Annotated in this window: 14 protein-coding genes and 3 tRNA genes; 11 read left to right on the top strand and 6 right to left on the bottom strand. The window is 38.6% G+C overall.

All coding sequences use genetic code 11. From position 1 onward, the window contains the following. Positions 1-62: 62 nt before the first annotated feature. From ftsH to WA249_RS07885, 3 genes are all read left to right on the top strand, one after another. Positions 63-1,958 (top strand): ATP-dependent zinc metalloprotease FtsH, encoded by a 1,896-nt coding sequence (ftsH, locus tag WA249_RS07895; RefSeq protein WP_336167677.1) that lies wholly within the window; start codon positions 63-65, stop codon positions 1,956-1,958. A 135-nt stretch (positions 1,959-2,093) separates the two neighbouring features. Beyond that, positions 2,094-2,945, top strand: a complete 852-nt coding sequence (gene folP / locus WA249_RS07890) for a dihydropteroate synthase (RefSeq protein ID WP_336167643.1) — start codon at positions 2,094-2,096, stop codon at positions 2,943-2,945. A gap of 134 nt (positions 2,946-3,079) precedes the next feature. Next, complete coding sequence (locus WA249_RS07885; protein ID WP_005038721.1) at positions 3,080-3,394, top strand: DUF5713 family protein; 315 nt, start codon at positions 3,080-3,082, stop codon at positions 3,392-3,394. A gap of 424 nt (positions 3,395-3,818) precedes the next feature. Here WA249_RS07885 and WA249_RS07875 read toward each other — a convergent pair. Next, a tRNA-Leu gene (locus WA249_RS07875) sits at positions 3,819-3,904 on the bottom strand. Positions 3,905-4,099: 195 nt separating this feature from the next. On the opposite strand from WA249_RS07875, the gene WA249_RS07870 reads away from it, so the two are divergent. Further along, the gene (locus WA249_RS07870) at positions 4,100-5,863 is read left to right on the top strand and encodes an alkaline phosphatase D family protein (protein WP_336167641.1); all 1,764 of its coding nucleotides are present in this window, start codon (positions 4,100-4,102) and stop codon (positions 5,861-5,863) included. A 103-nt stretch (positions 5,864-5,966) separates the two neighbouring features. Here WA249_RS07870 and WA249_RS07865 read toward each other — a convergent pair. Together WA249_RS07865 and WA249_RS07860 are read right to left on the bottom strand one after the other, a co-directional pair. Beyond that, positions 5,967-6,052 (bottom strand) — tRNA-Leu (locus WA249_RS07865). 11 nt (positions 6,053-6,063) lie between these two features. Beyond that, a tRNA-Cys gene (locus WA249_RS07860) sits at positions 6,064-6,137 on the bottom strand. Positions 6,138-6,289: 152 nt separating this feature from the next. Here WA249_RS07860 and folD point away from each other — a divergent pair. Continuing rightward, positions 6,290-7,138, top strand: coding sequence for a bifunctional methylenetetrahydrofolate dehydrogenase/methenyltetrahydrofolate cyclohydrolase FolD (folD, locus tag WA249_RS07855; RefSeq protein WP_016137266.1), 849 nt, complete (start codon positions 6,290-6,292; stop codon positions 7,136-7,138). 228 nt (positions 7,139-7,366) lie between these two features. Continuing rightward, on the top strand, positions 7,367-8,035 hold the full coding sequence (locus WA249_RS07850) for a class I SAM-dependent methyltransferase (RefSeq protein WP_336167639.1): 669 nt from the start codon (positions 7,367-7,369) through the stop codon (positions 8,033-8,035). A 22-nt stretch (positions 8,036-8,057) separates the two neighbouring features. On the opposite strand, the gene WA249_RS07845 is transcribed toward WA249_RS07850, so the two are convergent. Both WA249_RS07845 and WA249_RS07840 read right to left on the bottom strand, forming a co-directional pair. Beyond that, positions 8,058-8,480 carry a hypothetical protein gene (locus WA249_RS07845; RefSeq protein ID WP_336167637.1) on the bottom strand — a complete coding sequence of 141 codons (423 nt, stop codon included), beginning with the start codon at positions 8,478-8,480 and terminating at the stop codon, positions 8,058-8,060. A gap of 117 nt (positions 8,481-8,597) precedes the next feature. Next, positions 8,598-9,929 carry an MFS transporter gene (locus WA249_RS07840; RefSeq protein ID WP_336167635.1) on the bottom strand — a complete coding sequence of 444 codons (1,332 nt, stop codon included), beginning with the start codon at positions 9,927-9,929 and terminating at the stop codon, positions 8,598-8,600. Between the two features lie 373 nt (positions 9,930-10,302). On the opposite strand from WA249_RS07840, the gene glpK reads away from it, so the two are divergent. Both glpK and glpD read left to right on the top strand, forming a co-directional pair. Continuing rightward, a complete protein-coding gene (glpK, locus tag WA249_RS07835) occupies positions 10,303-11,811 on the top strand; it encodes a glycerol kinase GlpK (RefSeq protein ID WP_336167633.1) in 1,509 nt (502 codons plus the stop codon). 149 nt (positions 11,812-11,960) lie between these two features. After that, a complete protein-coding gene (gene glpD, locus WA249_RS07830) occupies positions 11,961-13,478 on the top strand; it encodes a glycerol-3-phosphate dehydrogenase (protein WP_336167631.1) in 1,518 nt (505 codons plus the stop codon). A gap of 41 nt (positions 13,479-13,519) precedes the next feature. Here the strand turns inward: glpD and WA249_RS07825 are convergent, their stop codons facing one another. Continuing rightward, the gene (locus tag WA249_RS07825; RefSeq protein WP_336167629.1) at positions 13,520-15,352 is read right to left on the bottom strand and encodes a phosphoenolpyruvate carboxykinase (GTP); all 1,833 of its coding nucleotides are present in this window, start codon (positions 15,350-15,352) and stop codon (positions 13,520-13,522) included. A 392-nt stretch (positions 15,353-15,744) separates the two neighbouring features. Here WA249_RS07825 and WA249_RS07820 point away from each other — a divergent pair, with 392 nt between their 5' ends. The 3 genes from WA249_RS07820 to WA249_RS07810 all read left to right on the top strand — a co-directional run bounded on the left by WA249_RS07820 (position 15,745) and on the right by WA249_RS07810 (position 17,898). Further along, a complete protein-coding gene (locus WA249_RS07820; protein ID WP_336167627.1) occupies positions 15,745-16,683 on the top strand; it encodes a diacylglycerol/lipid kinase family protein in 939 nt (312 codons plus the stop codon). Then, entirely contained in the window at positions 16,664-17,422 is a 759-nt protein-coding gene (locus tag WA249_RS07815) for a metallophosphoesterase family protein (protein ID WP_336167625.1), read from the top strand. The genes WA249_RS07820 and WA249_RS07815 overlap by 20 nt, the downstream gene beginning before the upstream one ends. A 185-nt stretch (positions 17,423-17,607) precedes the next feature. Then, complete coding sequence (locus tag WA249_RS07810) at positions 17,608-17,898, top strand: co-chaperone GroES (protein WP_002120604.1); 291 nt, start codon at positions 17,608-17,610, stop codon at positions 17,896-17,898. Positions 17,899-17,944: the final 46 nt, after the last annotated feature.

The following is a 17,944-nucleotide window of genomic DNA, read 5'->3' as shown; positions in this document are numbered from 1 at the left end:
GCTTTTATGACGATCGGCCAAGATTGGGCATGATCAAATTAGATCGATATGGGAATAAAGCTTTGAGCGATTACTTCAAGAATGCCGTATTGTGGCTAATAATACTTGGTGTTCTGATTTTAATTTTCAGTAATATCAGTGACCGCAACAAGCCTACTGCGATGAAATATTCAGATTTCGTTGCAGCGGTGAATAGTGGCCAAATTAAGCAAGTCACAATTGACGGTTTAAATATTAATGGTGAAAAAACTAACGGATCACAGTTTGAAACTGTTCGTCCGCAAGTTGAAGACACTGAGCTTATGCCAAGCTTAAATAAGCAAAATGTTGTTGTAGAGGGAACAGCTCCTCAACGTCAAGGCATTTTGATGCAACTTCTCATTGCTAGTTTCCCTGTACTGTTAATCATTTTGTTATTCATGTTCTTTATGCGTAACATGGGTGGTGGTGCAGGCGGAAAGAATGGACCGATGAGTTTTGGTAAATCGAAGGCAAAAATGCTTTCTGAAGACCAGATCAAAGTCAATTTTGCTGATGTCGCCGGCTGTGATGAAGCAAAACAAGAAGTTGTTGAAATTGTAGATTTCTTAAAAGACCCTGCGAAATTCAAACGTTTGGGCGCTACTATTCCTCGTGGCGTACTTATGGTTGGTCCTCCGGGTACTGGTAAAACGTTATTAGCTAAAGCAATTGCTGGGGAAGCGAAGGTTCCTTTCTTCAGCATTTCAGGTTCTGACTTTGTAGAAATGTTCGTGGGTGTGGGTGCGTCCCGTGTCCGTGATATGTTTGAGCAAGCGAAACGTCACGCGCCATGTATCATCTTTATTGATGAGATTGATGCAGTTGGTCGTCACCGTGGTTCAGGTACAGGTGGTGGTCACGATGAGCGTGAACAAACCTTAAACCAGATGCTTGTTGAAATGGATGGTTTTGAAGGTAATGAAGGCGTAATCGTTATTGCTGCAACTAACCGTTCTGATGTGCTTGATAAAGCACTATTACGTCCAGGTCGTTTTGACCGTCAAGTAATGGTTGGTTTACCGGATATTCGTGGTCGTGAGCAAATTCTGAATGTACATTTGAAAAAGTTACCTTCAGTTACAGGTGTGGACATGAAAGTGTTAGCACGTGGTACACCAGGTTTCTCTGGTGCACAGTTGGCAAACCTTGTTAACGAAGCTGCATTATTTGCTGCACGTCGTAATAAGAATACTGTCGACATGCATGACTTTGAAGATGCAAAAGACAAAATCTACATGGGTCCAGAGCGTAAGTCGATGGTTCTACGTGAAGAAGAGCGTCGTGCAACGGCTTATCATGAAGCTGGTCATGCAATTGTTGCAGAGATTTTGCCGGGTACCGATCCTGTTCATAAAGTAACGATCATGCCACGTGGTTGGGCTTTAGGTGTAACTTGGCAGTTACCTGAGCAAGACCAGATTAGCCATTATAAAGACAAGATGCTAAACGAAATCGCGATTTTGTTTGGTGGTCGTATTGCTGAGGAAGTATTTATTCAACAGCAATCTACTGGTGCTTCAAATGACTTTGAGCGAGCTACTAAAATGGCGCGTGCAATGGTTACTAAGTACGGTATGTCTGACAAAATGGGCGTAATGGTTTACGAAGATGAAAACCAGAATGGTTTCTTTGGAAATGTAGGAAGCCGTACGATTTCTGAAGCAACTCAACAGTTAGTTGATGAAGAAGTGCGCCGTATTCTTGATGAGCAATATAAAGTTGCGCGTAATATCTTGGAAGGTAATAAAGATATTGCACATGCAATGGTAAAAGCTTTGATGGAATGGGAAACCGTTGATCGTGATCAAATTCGTGACATTATGGAAGGTCGTGAACCACAACCACCTAAGGTCTATGTTGCTGAAAATCCAGTGGCTGCATTTGAACCACCAAAAGATGGTCCATCTACACCACCACCATTACCAGCAATGAACTAAATTAGTTAAGTAAAAGAGCCACAGTCATGTGGCTCTTTTTTTATGCATGTATTTCAGACAAAGCCGAAAAGAAATCAGCAGTATATCGAGCAGAGACTTGTTAAAATGTTGCCGAATATTAAATTGGAGCTAGTCATGCAGCTAATGCCTTTACCTCAGCAAATTCTACAATGTGGACAGCTTCAGTTGGATTTATCACAGCCTCACGTTATGGGCATTTTAAATGTCACACCGGACTCTTTTAGTGATGGTGGAAAGCATAATCAAGTGGATCAGGCTATTGCGCATGCGCTAATTATGATAGAGCAGGGTGCTACCATTATCGATATTGGCGGGGAATCTACTCGTCCAGGTGCATCGGAAGTATATATAGAAGAAGAAATTCGAAGAGTGGTGCCGGTGGTTGAAGCTTTAGCTAAACATGATGTTGTTTTATCAATTGATACAAGTCAGCCAGATGTTATCCGTGCAGCGAAAGAGGCAGGTGCGCATATTTGGAATGACGTGCGTGCGCTTACTCGACCAAACGCTTTAAAAACTGCGGTAGAGTTAGATATACCTGTAGTGATCATGCATATGCGTGGTGAGCCCACTACAATGAATCAGCTAGACCAATATACGGATGTAACGTTGGATGTAATACAAGAGCTTCAACAGCGCGTGGAAGAAGCTTTAACTGCGGGTGTAAAAAAACAGAATATTATTATTGATCCAGGGTTTGGTTTTGCAAAAAATGCACAGCAAAATTTGAAACTTTTGAATGAATTTTGGAAGCTACATGAAATGGGTTATCCAATTTTATCTGGTCTTTCTCGTAAACGTTTTATTGGTGAAGCTTTAAAGGGTGTAGCTGCAGATCAGCGTGCGGTGGGGAGTGTGACGGGTCATTTGCTAAGTATTCAGCAAGGGGCATCCATTGTTCGTGCACATGATGTAAAAGTGATGTATGAGGCAATTCTTGTTTGGAAAGCGATGGAAAAAGCTTGAAGAAAATAGGCTTTTATAATTTGATTATGATGAATTGATTTCATAGATTAGATGGTTAAGTCAGGGAAATTTGTCGTTATTGCTTTGAAAATATGTTATAAGCGGCAGGTTTCTGCTGCTGTGTAAACTTTTGTATGTTCGAAGACTTACTTCTCCCAATGTTTGATGATGAGTATTATCCAGATATTTTAGTTGCTGAACTCAAGCAGTTAATTGAACAATTTGCCAAAAAAGTTCAAAAGTCTGCTTTAGCTGATCAGGATATCTATCGATATGCTCATCAAACTGTTATTGAAATTAATGAAATGAAGCCACAGTTTGAAGATCTCGATTCTTCATTAGATGATAGTGCTGCTGATTATATTGCTGAGGCAATGATGATGGTGGCACAAGGTGCGGGATATTTAGATCTTGAGATGGAAGAGCTGGTGATGAATCGAGAGTGGTGATTACTCTCGATTCTCAATATTTTTAAATGCATCTAACAAATGACAAGATGCCTTTAAATGAATTTCATCTATTTTTTTAATTTTTAACACTAAAATACCATTTTCTTGGTATTCCGCGTCTGCTAAAAACTGATCCAATAAGTTTCTCGTTTTTGTTCTAATGCTTTGAATTTATCTATTATGTGTTTAGGTGCTTTAATTAAGTAATCATCTTTGGTAATAGAGCAGAGTCAAAAGTACCAGTTGTCATCTTTGAAAGAAATAGTGCCAGAAAAAAGATCTGTATCGTAAACCTTGGATTTGGATATAGAAAGGATGCTACACAGAAGTAATAATATTCTTATCATAAAATTCATTTTTAATTAGGCATAAAAAAACCAGCTTATGCTGGATTTTTTGTAACACCAAATTCAATATTTGAAAATGGTGCCCGGGGCCGGACTCGAACCGGCACGCTTTGTGGGCGGGGGATTTTAAATCCCCTGTGTCTACCTATTTCACCACCCGGGCATGTGCGCAATAATAGATGACAAGGAGGCGATTGGCAAGAGAAAATCAGATAGTTTGCTTTATTTTCAATCAGTTCGTACATCTATTTAAAGATAAGATCTATTTAAGTCATAATTTCTTCATCAAATTGATATCAGTTGTTCATCTTCTGTACCTAAGTTTAAAGCACTCATTGCTTAAAACTTAGGTAGTTGTATGTCAGAGAAAATTTCACGCCGAGAATTAATTCAAAAAAGTCTATTCGGTTTTGGGGCGCTGTCTTTGCCTGTAGCTTTTACGGGTTGTAATGATGGCTCAGACGATGAAAGTACAGAAGCACAAGCAGATTTTTTACATGGAGTTGCGAGTGGCGACCCTTTACAAGATAAAGTGATTTTATGGACGCGATTAACACCATTAGACCTCAGTGTGCGTCTTAAACTGACTTGGGAAATTGCTACAGATGATCAGTTTAAACAGAATTTAAAGACGGGGATGGTTGAAACGAGCAAGACTGATGATTTTACGGTGAAAGTAGATGCAACAGGGCTACAGGCGAATACCATTTATTATTATCGTTTCCGTTTTGGTAATAAAGTTTCCGCTGTTGGTCAAACTAAAACACTACCAATAAGCACTAATAAAGTTAGTTTTGCAGTATGTTCTTGTTCTAACTATCCTGCGGGTTACTTTTATGTTTACCGTGAGATGGCAAAGCAAAATGTCGATGTCATTATTCATTTGGGGGATTATATTTATGAATATGGGGCAGATGGCTATGCGACTGAAGATGCAGCAAAACTTGGTCGGACTTTGCCAGCAAATAATAATAAAGAAATTATTAAACTAGATGATTATCGTAAACGTTATGCACTTTATCGTCAGGATAAAGACTTACAGGTAGCTCACCAACGTCATCCTTTCATTGTAATCTGGGATGATCATGAGTTAGCAAATGATGCTTGGCGCGATGGGGCTGAAAATCATCAAGATAATGAGGGGCCTTTTTCTGATCGAAAATTAGCTGCTCTACAAGCTTATTTTGAATGGATGCCTATTCGTCCAGTTTCTAGTACAGATCATCTAAATATTTACCGACAGTTTAATTTTGGCTCTTTGGTTGAGCTGACGATGTTGGATACACGCATTATTGCGCGAGATAAACAGCTTGAATATGCTGCTTACATGACTGCTGCTGGTTTAGATGTTCAAAAGTTTCAGGCTGACTTAACGAATCCAAAGCGTACTTTAATGGGCTATACACAAAGGGATTGGTTGGTTGATAAATTGAAACAATCTAAGGCAACATGGAATGTGATTGGTCAGCAAGTTCTAATGAGTAAGATGTGGATTCCTGCTGAGTTATTGTTGTCTTTGGGGCAAATTACTTCGGGTGGAGCTTCTTCTGAAACTTTGACTAAAATGAATGCTCAAATTGCAGAATTAGTCACTTTAAAATTGCGTTTAGAACAAGGTGATCCAACTTTAACTGCGCAAGAAAAGGCACGAGTCACAACAGTAGTACCATATAATCTGGATGCTTGGGATGGTTATTACGCTGAACGTGAAACCGTATACGACAATTTAGCAAGTTTAAATAAGAAAGTTATTGTTCTGGCTGGCGATACTCATAATGCATGGGCATCTTATTTGCATAGCCAAAAAGGTCAATATGTTGGTGTTGAGCTGGCGACAAGTTCTGTATCTTCACCAGGCCTTGAAAAATATTTAAGTATTCCAATGGCTCAATTACAACAATTTGAATTTGCTTTTACTACGCTTATTGATGAATTGGCTTATTGTAATTTAAATCAGCGGGGTTATTTGCTGGTCACACTAGATGATAAGCAAGTGCAGTCAGACTGGATTTTTGTAGATTCAATTAAAAGTGCAGAATATAAAGTAGATTCAAGTCGAAACTTTCAATTGGTGTTGGATAAGAATTTAGCACCTGAAAAAGATAAGCAAAAAACTGCTTAAATAGATCGAGTGGAGAAGGGTGCTAATAGGCATCCTTTTTTATAGGTATAAAAAAACCAGCTTACGCTGGATTTTTTATTGCACCATTTTTTGTACTAAAAAATGGTGCCCGGGGCCGGACTCGAACCGGCACGCTTTGTGGGCGGGGGATTTTAAATCCCCTGTGTCTACCTATTTCACCACCCGGGCTTTACCAAATTTGGAGGCGGAGGTCGGAATCGAACCGGCGTCCACGGAGTTGCAGTCCGCTGCATGACCACTCTGCCACCCCGCCTACATTTGGTGATGCACATATTAGCAACCTTTAGAAAAAAAACAATACTGTTTTGAGATAAGATGAACATAAAAGCAACATCTAGAATAAATTTGTTCAAATAATCATGTATTATTGGCACATTAAATTCATGTCTACCTTGGAGATGTGCTGTGGCATTGGTTTTAGACGGTCGTGCATTAGCAAAGCAAATTGAAGAAAATTTGTCAGTACGTGTTGAAGCTTTAAAAGCTAAAACAGGTCGTACCCCAATTTTAGCAACTATTTTGGTTGGGGATGATGGCGCATCTGCAACTTATGTACGCATGAAAGGAAATGCTTGCCGTCGAGTAGGCATGGATTCTCTAAAAATTGAGTTATCAGAAGAAACTACAACAGAACAATTATTAGCTGAAATCGAAAAGCTAAATGCCAATCCAGATGTTCACGGTATTCTTCTACAACATCCAGTTCCTGCACAGATTGATGAGCGCGCATGTTTCGATGCAATCTCATTAGCTAAAGATGTAGATGGCGTAACTTGTCTTGGTTTTGGCCGTATGGCAATGGGTGAAGCTGCATATGGTTCAGCAACTCCTGCGGGCATTATGACCATTCTAAAAGAAAACAATATTGAAATTGCGGGCAAACATGCAGTTGTGGTTGGTCGTTCTGCAATTTTAGGCAAACCAATGGCAATGATGCTTTTGCAAGCGAATGCCACAGTAACAATTTGCCATTCACGCACACAAAATTTAGCTGAGCTTGTGAAACAAGCTGATATTATTGTTGGTGCTGTAGGTAAAGCTGAACTTATTCAAAAAGACTGGATTAAACAAGGTGCAGTGGTTGTTGATGCTGGTTTCCATCCACGTGATGGCGGTGGTGTAGGCGACATTCAGCTACAAGGTATTGAAGAAATTGCTTCTGCTTACACGCCAGTGCCAGGTGGTGTAGGTCCAATGACAATTACAACTTTGATTCGTCAAACTGTAGAAGCTGCTGAAAAAGCTTTAGGTTAATTTATTCACGACGGAGTCCTACCGTTTAACGCAAATGTTAGGAGCTCGTAAGTTACTTTTCTTCCGGGAAAAGTAACCAAAACCATTTGTCATCCGCAAAACTCGTCAGCTATTGGTTAGCTATAGATGAGTCGCAGAAACATTCTAATCTAATGTAGTCCTGCCTCGAACAATTGCGGATGACCTCAACGCGTATCAAATAGAAATTATAAATTGTTGAGCTTATTTATGAGCTGCACCTTTCAACTTACCAAAGCCCCAGAACATTTACTTCAAGCCTTGCATGAAGTCATTCCTCATTGTGAGTTGATGGTACAACAGTTACCAGAAACGCTTATTTCTTTATGGTTGATTCCACCAGTTTTCCCTACTGATCGCTTAGATGATGAGATTATTCGCCGTATCTGGAATGACACGCCATATTGGATTTTTTGCTGGGCATCTGGTTTAGCAATGGCGCAGTGGTTACTCGCAGAGCCACATCATGTTAAAGATAAAGTTGTTCTCGATTTTGGTGCAGGTTCGGGTGTTGTTGCAATTGCAGCAAAAATGGCTGGTGCTAAAAGAGTAATTTGTTGTGATATTGATCAAGTCAGTCTTACAGCCTGCCGTGAAAATGCTCTGTTGAATGATGTTGAACTGGAATATCTGGACGATTTATATAAAGCAGAGCAAGTTGATGTTTTATTGGCTGCTGATGTGTTATATGACCAGTGCAACCGTTTCTTTTTAGATGAATTCTTGAAATTTGCGCCAGAGATTTGGGTCGCAGATAGCCGTGTTAAAAACTTTAGTCATCCAAAATATCAAAAAATTGATGAAAGAAGTGCATCAACATGGCCAGACCTTGATGAAGCTAAAGAATTTAGAAATGTAAGTTTTTATAAGACGCTGTAAAAGAACAGCGTCTTAATTTAGATTAAGAGCAGGTATAACGAACTACTTTTAGCGTACTTGGACGTGCTTCAAGCGCTTGGCGAGTCGCATAATCTTCACCATTGTTTAAACTCGGCGTATTAGATAAACCAAATGACGCACGAGTTTCACCCAATTTAACACCATAATGTTCTTGTTGAGCTGGGTTTGAAATCTCATTAATGCTTAGAACTGATAATTTATAAACTTTTTGAGCACCTAATACATTTTGACAAGCACGTTGCAATTTACGTTCATCTAACTGCTGATTAGTGCGGCTAGCCAATGTATAAGCTAAAGTTGCCGAAGTTTTTGTTTGGTTTTCAATTTGATAGCCAGTTGAGCCATTATATTGTCGAGGGGTGGTCTGACAAGCAGTTAAAATAAACATACTGCTTAATGCCAAACATAAAATACTTCTATTCATCAGTATCATCCTTATATTCTTATCTCTAGTATCTCATAAAAGACAACGGTTGTTGGGGCTTAATCGCACGATTTGAGCTAATATCGGCTGGCGATATTAGCTCTTATTGGTAAAATATTAATGTTCTTTAATTTTTGAATGATGCTTGGTATCTTTCATAAAAATATAAATAATAAGTGAAATGAAGATCATAATACTTACATAAATAAAGTACCAAGATTCATGTCCAGCTTCTTTAAAACTTAACGCAAAGAACTCTGCCGTACCACCAAATAATGTATTGGCAATCGCGTAGGGTAAAGCTACCCCTAAAGCCCGAATATGCGCAGGAAATAGCTCAGCTTTAACCACGGCATTAATTGATGTATAGCCTGTTACCATGATTAGACCTGCCAAACACAACCAAAAAGCAGTCCAATAGTCATGTGTAGTTGCAAGGGCATTAAATAAAATATAAGTAAATAAAACCCCAGTTACACCAAAGGCAATCATAAGTGGTTTACGTCCAATTCGGTCTGATAAAGCACCGGCTACAGGTTGTAAGCACATGAAAATAAATAGGGCTAATGTGGTAATTTGAGTGGCTTCAGGTTTTGTAAATCCAGAAGTATTCACTAAATATTTTTGTAGGTAAGTGGTGTAAGTATAAAAAGCTAAAGTTCCGCCAGCTGTTAAAAATAATACTGTGAAAGCTTCTTTAGGATAGTGCTTGAATAAAGCAAACATGCCTGATTCTGGCTGGTCTTTTTCAGCTTGAGCATTTTTAAAAGATTGTGTTTCTAATAAGCCACGACGAATACGGAACACAACAATGGCAAGTAAAGCGCCAATAAAGAATGGAATGCGCCATCCCCAATCATGTAACTGTTGTTCGGTTAAAACCACTTGTAATATTAAAAGAACACATAGAGCTGTCAGCTGTCCTGCAATTAAGGTGACATATTGGAAGCTTGAGAAAAAACCACGCCGATTTTTTTCAGCCATTTCACTCAAATAAGTGGCACTCGCTCCATATTCACCACCTACACTTAAACCTTGAATTAAACGAGCGACGACTAATAAAAGAGGGGCAAATACACCAATACTTTCATAACTTGGCGTCACAGAAATAAGAAGTGAGCCCACACACATCAAAGTAACGGAAAGTGTAAGACCTGCTTTACGCCCTTTTCGATCTGAATAGATTCCCATAATCCATGCACCGATCGGGCGCATTAAAAAACCTACAGCAAAAATTGCAGCTGCTTGAAGAAGTTGAGCTGTTTGGCTTCCTTTTGGGAAAAATGCATGAGCAAAATAGAGCGTAAATGCGGCATATACATACCAGTCGTACCATTCGACAAGGTTGCCAGCAGAACCACCCAAAATTGATTTTAGGCGAGTTTTTGTATCTAAATTAGGTTGTGGAGTTGTTGCTGTAGAAGGTTGATCAACCATGGGTCGCTCCATGTTTCGCTTGGGTTGAATGCTAAAAAAGAGAGAAATTATTGTGTTTTTACATATTATCTAGAGGAGTATTTCACTTTATTTTTTTTATGTCTGTAAAACAATGTTTATTATTTAAGCAAAGGAATAAGTTGAATATTTATGTGATTTTAAATTAGCTGATCAGCTAATTTTTATAATCTAATTCTAATATTTCGCATATTATTTTTTCCCAAGTAGTAAAAATTGATAAAGAATGCGTAATGTTTGGATGAAGAAAACCTTTATCTCTTAAAAATAATGATATATTCCAAAGAAAATTTTGAATAAATACAGTTAGACATGATGTTTTGGCATTGTGAACTAGATGTGTGTGAATAATGAAAGGGACATTCAGATGTCAAATTGCCCGAAAAAATATATCGTCGCTTTTGATCAGGGAACAACAAGTTCAAGAGCAATTGTTTTAGATCATGATGCTAACGTTGTAAGTATTGCTCAAAGAGAATTTACTCAGATTTATCCGCAGCCAGGTTGGGTCGAGCATGATCCTATGGAGATTTGGGCTACGCAAAGTGCTGTTTGGGTAGAGGCTCTAGCTCAAGCCGGCATCAAGAGTGAACAGGTTGCAGCAATTGGGATTACAAACCAGCGGGAAACCACAATTGTATGGGATAAGAAAACAGGGAAACCTATTTACAATGCAATTGTTTGGCAAAGCCGTCAAACCACAGAAATATGTAGCCAATTACAAAAGGCAGGATGGCAAGAATACATTCGTAAAACAACAGGTTTAATCATTGATCCGTATTTCTCTGCCACCAAAATAAAATGGATTTTGGACCATGTAGAAGGAAGTCGCGAACGGGCCGAGCGAGGGGAGTTATTATTTGGTACAGTCGATACATGGTTAATCTGGAAGTTAACTAATGGCGCAGCCCATGTCACCGATTTTACCAATGCTTCACGAACGATGCTTTTTGATATTGAAAAGCTTGAATGGGATGAAAAACTTTTACAAGCTTTAGATATTCCTAGAGCAATGCTACCTGAGGTTCGTAGTTCATCAGAAGTCTATGGCTATACACATACCATAAGCGGGCAAGAAGTGGGGATTCCGATTGCCGGTATAGCTGGGGATCAACAAGCTGCACTTTTCGGGCAAATGTGTGTAGAACCCGGACAAGCAAAAAATACCTATGGCACAGGCTGCTTTCTACTCATGAACACGGGTAAAAAGATTGTTCGTTCAGAGCATGGTTTACTGACGACGATTGCATGTGGTGCAAATGGTGAAGTGAACTATGCCTTAGAGGGCGCTGTGTTTAATGGTGGCTCTTGTGTACAGTGGCTTCGTGATGAGTTAAAGGTAATTAAGAACGCTAAAGACTCTGAGCTTTATGCAACACGTGTAAAAGACAGCAATGGGGTATATGTTGTACCTGCCTTTACAGGTTTAGGTGCTCCCTATTGGGATCCGACAGCGCGTGGGGCGATTTTTGGACTTACTCGTGGAGCGAGTATAGAACATATTATTCGTGCAACTTTAGAGTCAATTGCTTACCAGACAAGAGACGTGCTTGATGCGATGCAGCAAGACGCAGAAGAAGAGCTTCGCACACTTCGAGTTGATGGTGGAGTAACAGAAAATAATTTCTTGATGCAATTTCAGGCTGATATTTTAGCGACCCCAGTAGAACGTCCAATAATGAAAGAAACTACTGCTTTGGGTGCAGCTTTTCTTGCAGGATTGGCAACAGGTTTCTGGCAAGATTTGAATGAATTAAGGAATAAGTTTGCGATAGAAAAAGTATTTGAACCAAAAATGTCTTCTGAGCAATCTGAAGTTATTTATAAAGGTTGGCTGAAGGCAGTTAAGCGTAGTCAAAGTTGGGCTGAGGATTGATTTTTTCTTAAATTAATTAAATTGTAGAGTAATCAATGAGGAGCTTACCTAGTAGGTATTTAAAATTGATTATTCTACTTTTTTGATTGTTGTTTCATCAATTTGATGTTTTAATTTTTATAAGATCAACAATAAAAAGAAAATGAGAAATGACAGTACAAACTAATGATTATTCAAAAATATATGACATTGCTGTGATTGGTGGCGGTATTAATGGCGTTGGTATTGCTAATGATGCAACAGGCCGCGGATTATCGGTATTTTTATGTGAAAAAGATGATTTGGCTAGTCATACCTCATCTGCGAGCAGTAAATTAATTCACGGCGGTTTGCGCTATTTAGAACATAAAGAATTTCGGTTGGTTAGAGAAGCTTTAGCAGAACGTGAAGTTTTGTTGGCTAAAGCTCCTCATATTATTAAACCAATGCGTTTTATTATGCCTCATCGACCACATTTGCGTCCTGCGTGGTTAATTCGTGCTGGTTTGTTTTTTTATGATCATTTAGGAAAACGAGAAAAATTATTAGGATCAAATCTTATTTATTTCAAAGAAGATAGTCCCCTAAAACCAGCTATAACGCGTGGCTTTGAATATTCGGACTGTACTGTAGATGATGCACGTCTTGTTGTGTTAAATGCGCTACAAGCTAAAGAGAAGGGTGCTAAAGTTGTAACACGGACAAGATGTGTTAAGGCTTATAGACAACAAGAACTGTGGCATTTGGAACTACAAAGCGGGGCTGAGTCTTATCAAATACGTGCAAAAGCATTAGTGAATGCAGCAGGCCCTTGGGTCGAAGAAATTATTAGTGAAAACCTAGAATTAAAATCACCATATCAAGTTCGGCTGATACAAGGAAGTCATATTGTTGTGCCTAAACTCTATGATTGTCATAAAGCTTTTATTATGCAAAATGAAGACCGACGTATCGTATTTGCCATTCCTTATTTGGAGCAATACACCTTAATAGGTACGACAGATCAGGAATATTTGGATGATCCACAAAAGGTAGAGATCACAGAAGTAGAAATTGATTACCTCTTAACGGTGACAAATTCACATTTTAAAAAGCAGCTCACCCGTGCAGATATCGTAAGTCAGTTCTCTGGAGTCCGAGCGTTATGTGATGATGAGTCAGATAATCCTTCGGCAGTTACACGTGACTATACTCTGGCATTGCAAGTGGAAGATAAAAAAACACCCTTGCTGTCCGTATTTGGTGGAAAGATTACAACATACCGGAAATTAGCGGAATCAGCTTTGGAACACCTTAGCCCGTTTTTCACAGAAATGGGAGAGGAGTGGACTGCAAATGAAGTATTACCTGGAGCGGAGAATTGGACCACACTTGAAGATTTAATTCTAAAGATTCAAAACCAAGTTGAAGGGGTAACCGAGCAGCTTGCTACGCGTTGGGCAAATGCCTATGGCTCTAGAATTTGGAATATTTTGCATGAACGAAAAGCTCTTGAGCCGTTAGGACAAGATTTTGGTCACGGTTTATTTGAATCTGAAGTTCAATATTTATGTGAGAATGAATGGGCAAATACGGCAGAAGATATATTGTGGCGTAGAACTAAGCTAGGTTTGGCATTTGATGAAAAACAAGTAAAAGTTTTGGAAAGTTATTTGGCTGGGCGTCGACAAAAAGATGATGCCGCATAATAAAAAAGGTCGCACATGGCGACCTTTTTTATATTTAGCAATTAGAAGCCAGTTTTTACAGCTTCAAGTAAAGCTGCTTGACGTTCTTTTAATGCTTTTGGTAAGCGTTCACCAAGTTTATTAAATAAATCAGTGTGGCTTTCAATTTCAGTAACCCACTGATCTTTATCTTGAGCTGTGATAAGGTCAAATTCTTCTTTAGAGAAATCAGTACCTTCCCAGTTCAAGTCATCGTAAGTTGGAACAAGACCAATTGGTGTTTCAACAGCGTTTGCACGACCTTCACAACGGTCAATGATCCACTCAAGAACACGCATGTTTTGACCGAAACCAGGCCATACGAAGTTGCCTTCAGCATCACGACGGAACCAGTTTACGTTGAAGATTTTTGGTAATTTATTACCAGCAGCTTCAGCTTTTGTACTTACTTCTTCACCAAGGCTTAACCAGTGATCGAAGTAGTCAGCCATGTTGTAGCCAGCAAATGGAAGCATCGCGAATGGATCACGACGAACGATACCTTGTTGACCAACAGCAGCAGCAGTAGTTTCAGAACCCATAGTTGCAGCTTTATAAACGCCATCAACCCAATCAAAAGCTTCAGAAACTAAAGGAACCGTATCTGCACGGCGACCACCGAAGATAAATGCAGAAATCGGAACGCCTGCTGGATTTTCCCAGTCAGCATCGATAGAAGGGCATTGACCAGCAGCAACAGTGAAGCGCGCATTTGGATGAGCAGCTTTTTCACCATTTACGTGAGGTTGACCTTTCCAGTTAGTTAAGTTAATTGGAATTTCTTTAGAAAGACCTTCCCACCATACTTGACCATCATTAGTTACCGCAACGTTTGTATAGATAACATCTTTGTGAAGAGTTGCCATACAATTAGGGTTAGTTTTGGTATTTGTACCAGGCGCAACACCAAAGAAGCCAGCTTCTGGATTGATTGCGTATAGACGACCATCTTCACCTGGTTTGATCCAAGCAATATCGTCACCTACAGTCTCAATCTTCCAGCCTTCATAGCCTGCTGGTGGAATTAACATTGCGAAGTTTGTTTTACCACATGCAGACGGGAATGCTGCAGCGATATAGTGTTTTTCACCTTGTGGGTTAGTCACACCAAGAATAAGCATATGTTCAGCTAACCAACCTTGTTCGCGTCCCATAACAGAAGCGATACGAAGTGCTAAACATTTTTTACCAAGTAATGCGTTACCGCCATAACCAGAACCGTAAGACCAGATTTCACGAGTTTCTGGGTAATGAACGATGTATTTTTCAGGGTTACAAGGCCATGCAACGTCTTTTTGCCCTTCAGCGAGTGGAGCACCTACGGTGTGAATACAAGGAATAAATTCACCGTCTGTACCTAACACGTCATAAACTGCTTTACCCATACGTGCCATTTTGCGCATGCTAACAGCAACGTAAGGAGAGTCAGTTAACTCAATGCCGATATGAGCAATATGGCTTCCAAGTGGACCCATAGAGAAAGGCACAACGTACATTGTACGACCTTCCATTGACCCTTCAAACAAACCATTTAACTTTTGACGCATAACAGCTGGTTCTTCCCAGTTGTTTGTTGCACCAGCATCTTCTTTCTTTTGAGAGCAAATGTAGGTACGATCTTCAACACGCGCAACATCAGATGGATCAGAATTTGCAAGATAAGAACCAGGATGTTTTTCTTGGTTTAATTTCTGCATGGTGCCGTTAGCGATCATCAAGTCGATTAGACGTTGATACTCTTCTTCGCTTCCGTCACACCATTCGATTTTTGCTGGTTTGGTTACGTTTGCAATTTCTTCAACCCATGCGATAAGCTTAGGATGACGAACGAATTCTGGTGCGTTCACTGTGGTCATGGTGAGGCCTATTCAAAATATGTACAACAATGTACAAGTCATTCATTGAGGTACAATGAAAGATCAAATAAAAAAGTGGCTGTATTAAAGCATAAAATCATAAAAAAAATAAGACTAAAGAATAAGAAATAGATATTTTGATTTTTAATTTTTTTTAATTAAAATCATGGGTTTATTGTTTTTTGGTGTATTTTATTCTTTACATTTTTATGTTGTATGTGTGTTATTTATATTATTTATTTTTTTAAAAATCAATAACTTGATGTTTAAATTTTTCTTGAGAATTATTATTGATTAAACAAATGATCATCATTCGAAATTTACATAAAGAGACTTTTATTAGGCGATTTTCTATACAATATATAGGATAAATCTTCTCTAAGATAATAAAAATGCGGACTTTAAAACCTCTCTCTATCATCTATAACCAGAAATCGGGTTTTCATGCTTCGAAACATGAAGATATCTATGAACAGTTAATGACTGTACTCACCGAATTCGATTTTGAAATACAAGTTTTTGAATTAACAGAGGATGTCACCTTTGATGATTTGATGAACAAAGTCATCCATCGGCATAGTCAAAGCGCAGATTTAGGCGTTGTTGTTGCAGCTGGTGGGGATGGGACATTAAATGCAGTAGCATCAAAACTTCGACATACCGATATTCCTATGGGAATTTTACCTATGGGAACTTTTAATTATGTCGCTAAAGTTTTAGATATTCCTTTAGATTTGTTAGAAGCGGCTGAAGTCATCGCTACGGGTACACCACGTTCTGTACATATTGCGACGATTAACGATCATATTTATTTGAATAATGCGAGCTTGGGACTTTATCCATTATTTATAAAAAAACGTGAGCTTTACAATAAGTATTTAGGACGTCTTCGTTTACATGCCTATACCTCGGCTTTGGATGTTTTAATAAGAGAAAATAAATCTATGAAGCTTTCCGTCACGGTTGATGGAAAAAAATATCCAGTTAAAACACCTCTCATTTTCTTTGGTAATAATCAATTGCAACTATGTGATATGAAATTAAGAATTGCTGATTGTGCTGCACAGGGAAGAGTTGCCGGAGTGGTCATTACAAAAAGTGATCGGCTTAGTTTATTGCATATGCTTTGGCAATGGATTCAAGGCAAAGTTGAAGAGACACAAGACGTTTATAGTTTTTGTGCTGATCATGTCATTGTTGAATGTGCAAAAAAATCAAAACTTACAGTGGCTTTAGATGGTGAAATATTAGAGATGAAAACACCATTAAATTTCACTGTAGAAAAGAATGCTTTAAATATTATGGTGCCAAATGTTATTACATCTGTCTGATTTGCATTTTGGAACAGAAGTCCAGGCTTGTTTAGATGCGATTCGGCTTTTTTGTGCCCAACATAAACCTGAAGTTATTGTTGTGAGTGGAGATATTACTCAGCGTGCCCGATATCAACAGTTTTATAATTGTCGCCAATTTTTAGATAGTCTTAATATTCCTTATCTTATTGTACCGGGTAATCACGATATTCCTTTGTATCATGTCTGGAACCGCTTTTTTTCTCCATTTACCCGATATCGATATTTTTTTGGTGAACTAGAGCCTACTTTAGAAACTGAGCATTTTTATATCGTTGGCGTAAATAGTATACGTCGTCGTTATCATACCCGTGGGCATATTTCGATTGAGCAAATTCAAACTACATATGAGCGATTACAGCAAGGGCCAGAGAATAAAATCAAATTAGTAGTTTTTCATCAGCCTTTTTATACGCCGCCTGATGACGAGCATGGTATTAAGGATTGTCCAGTATTAGGAAAAATGGCTCTCGAAAAATGGAGTACGACAGGGCTATTCGGTATGTTACATGGGCATCTGCATAAAACAGCTGTATATGATTTAACACAGATTTATCAATTAAAAATAGATCATCCTATTTATGATATTCATGCAGGAACAGCGACTTCCACTCGTCTATATCATCATAATCCGAATAGCTTTAATACAGTTTCAAATACAGGAAAGATTCAGCATTATAGGTTCAATGAACAGTTAGCTGAATTCATCCCATATTGATTTAGTTTAGATGGGATTAAATATTTGATTGTTTAAAAAATATTCAAAAAAGTTAAGTTTTTTTTCATTTTCCCCTTGAAGCCTTTTTTTTCATCCCCACAAAAGTGACATCTAAATATTTTGTTATTGCTTTGGATTAAGGCAATAGCAATTAATCAAAAAGACTAAGTCTGGTGGAGTTAATTATGAGCAACATTCGTCCATTACATGATCGCGTTGTAATTCGTCGCGTAGAAGAAGAAACCAAAACTGCTGGTGGTATTTTACTTCCTGGTTCTGCTGCTGAAAAACCATCTCAAGGTGAAGTAATTGCAGTAGGTAATGGTCAAATCACTGAGAATGGCGTACGTGCTTTGGATGTTAAAGTTGGTGACAAAGTATTGTTTGGTACTTATGCAGGTACAACAGTGAAAGTAAGTGGTGAAGAACTCTTAATCATGAAAGAGTCAGACATTTTAGCTGTGTTGGAAGGCTAATCAATCCATAACTCAATTCATTATCAGATTCAGTATTTAAAAAGAT

It is taken from the genome of Acinetobacter sp. 161(2023), from assembly GCF_037027805.1.
Lineage (GTDB): Bacteria > Pseudomonadota > Gammaproteobacteria > Pseudomonadales > Moraxellaceae > Acinetobacter.
Note: the sequence above shows the minus strand (reverse complement) of the source record. Positions and strands in the feature narration are given on the sequence as shown.

Coding starts and splice junctions, on each gene's coding strand:
- folP (WP_336167643.1), top strand. CDS start 2,094: ATGCAGCTAATGCCTTTACCTCAGCAAATTCTACAATGTGGACAGCTT.
- WA249_RS07885 (WP_005038721.1), top strand. CDS start 3,080: ATGTTCGAAGACTTACTTCTCCCAATGTTTGATGATGAGTATTATCCA.
- WA249_RS07870 (WP_336167641.1), top strand. CDS start 4,100: ATGTCAGAGAAAATTTCACGCCGAGAATTAATTCAAAAAAGTCTATTC.
- WA249_RS07850 (WP_336167639.1), top strand. CDS start 7,367: ATGAGCTGCACCTTTCAACTTACCAAAGCCCCAGAACATTTACTTCAA.
- WA249_RS07845 (WP_336167637.1), bottom strand. CDS start 8,480: ATGAATAGAAGTATTTTATGTTTGGCATTAAGCAGTATGTTTATTTTA.
- WA249_RS07840 (WP_336167635.1), bottom strand. CDS start 9,929: ATGGAGCGACCCATGGTTGATCAACCTTCTACAGCAACAACTCCACAA.
- glpK (WP_336167633.1), top strand. CDS start 10,303: ATGTCAAATTGCCCGAAAAAATATATCGTCGCTTTTGATCAGGGAACA.
- glpD (WP_336167631.1), top strand. CDS start 11,961: ATGACAGTACAAACTAATGATTATTCAAAAATATATGACATTGCTGTG.
- WA249_RS07825 (WP_336167629.1), bottom strand. CDS start 15,352: ATGACCACAGTGAACGCACCAGAATTCGTTCGTCATCCTAAGCTTATC.
- WA249_RS07820 (WP_336167627.1), top strand. CDS start 15,745: ATGCGGACTTTAAAACCTCTCTCTATCATCTATAACCAGAAATCGGGT.
- WA249_RS07815 (WP_336167625.1), top strand. CDS start 16,664: ATGTTATTACATCTGTCTGATTTGCATTTTGGAACAGAAGTCCAGGCT.
- WA249_RS07810 (WP_002120604.1), top strand. CDS start 17,608: ATGAGCAACATTCGTCCATTACATGATCGCGTTGTAATTCGTCGCGTA.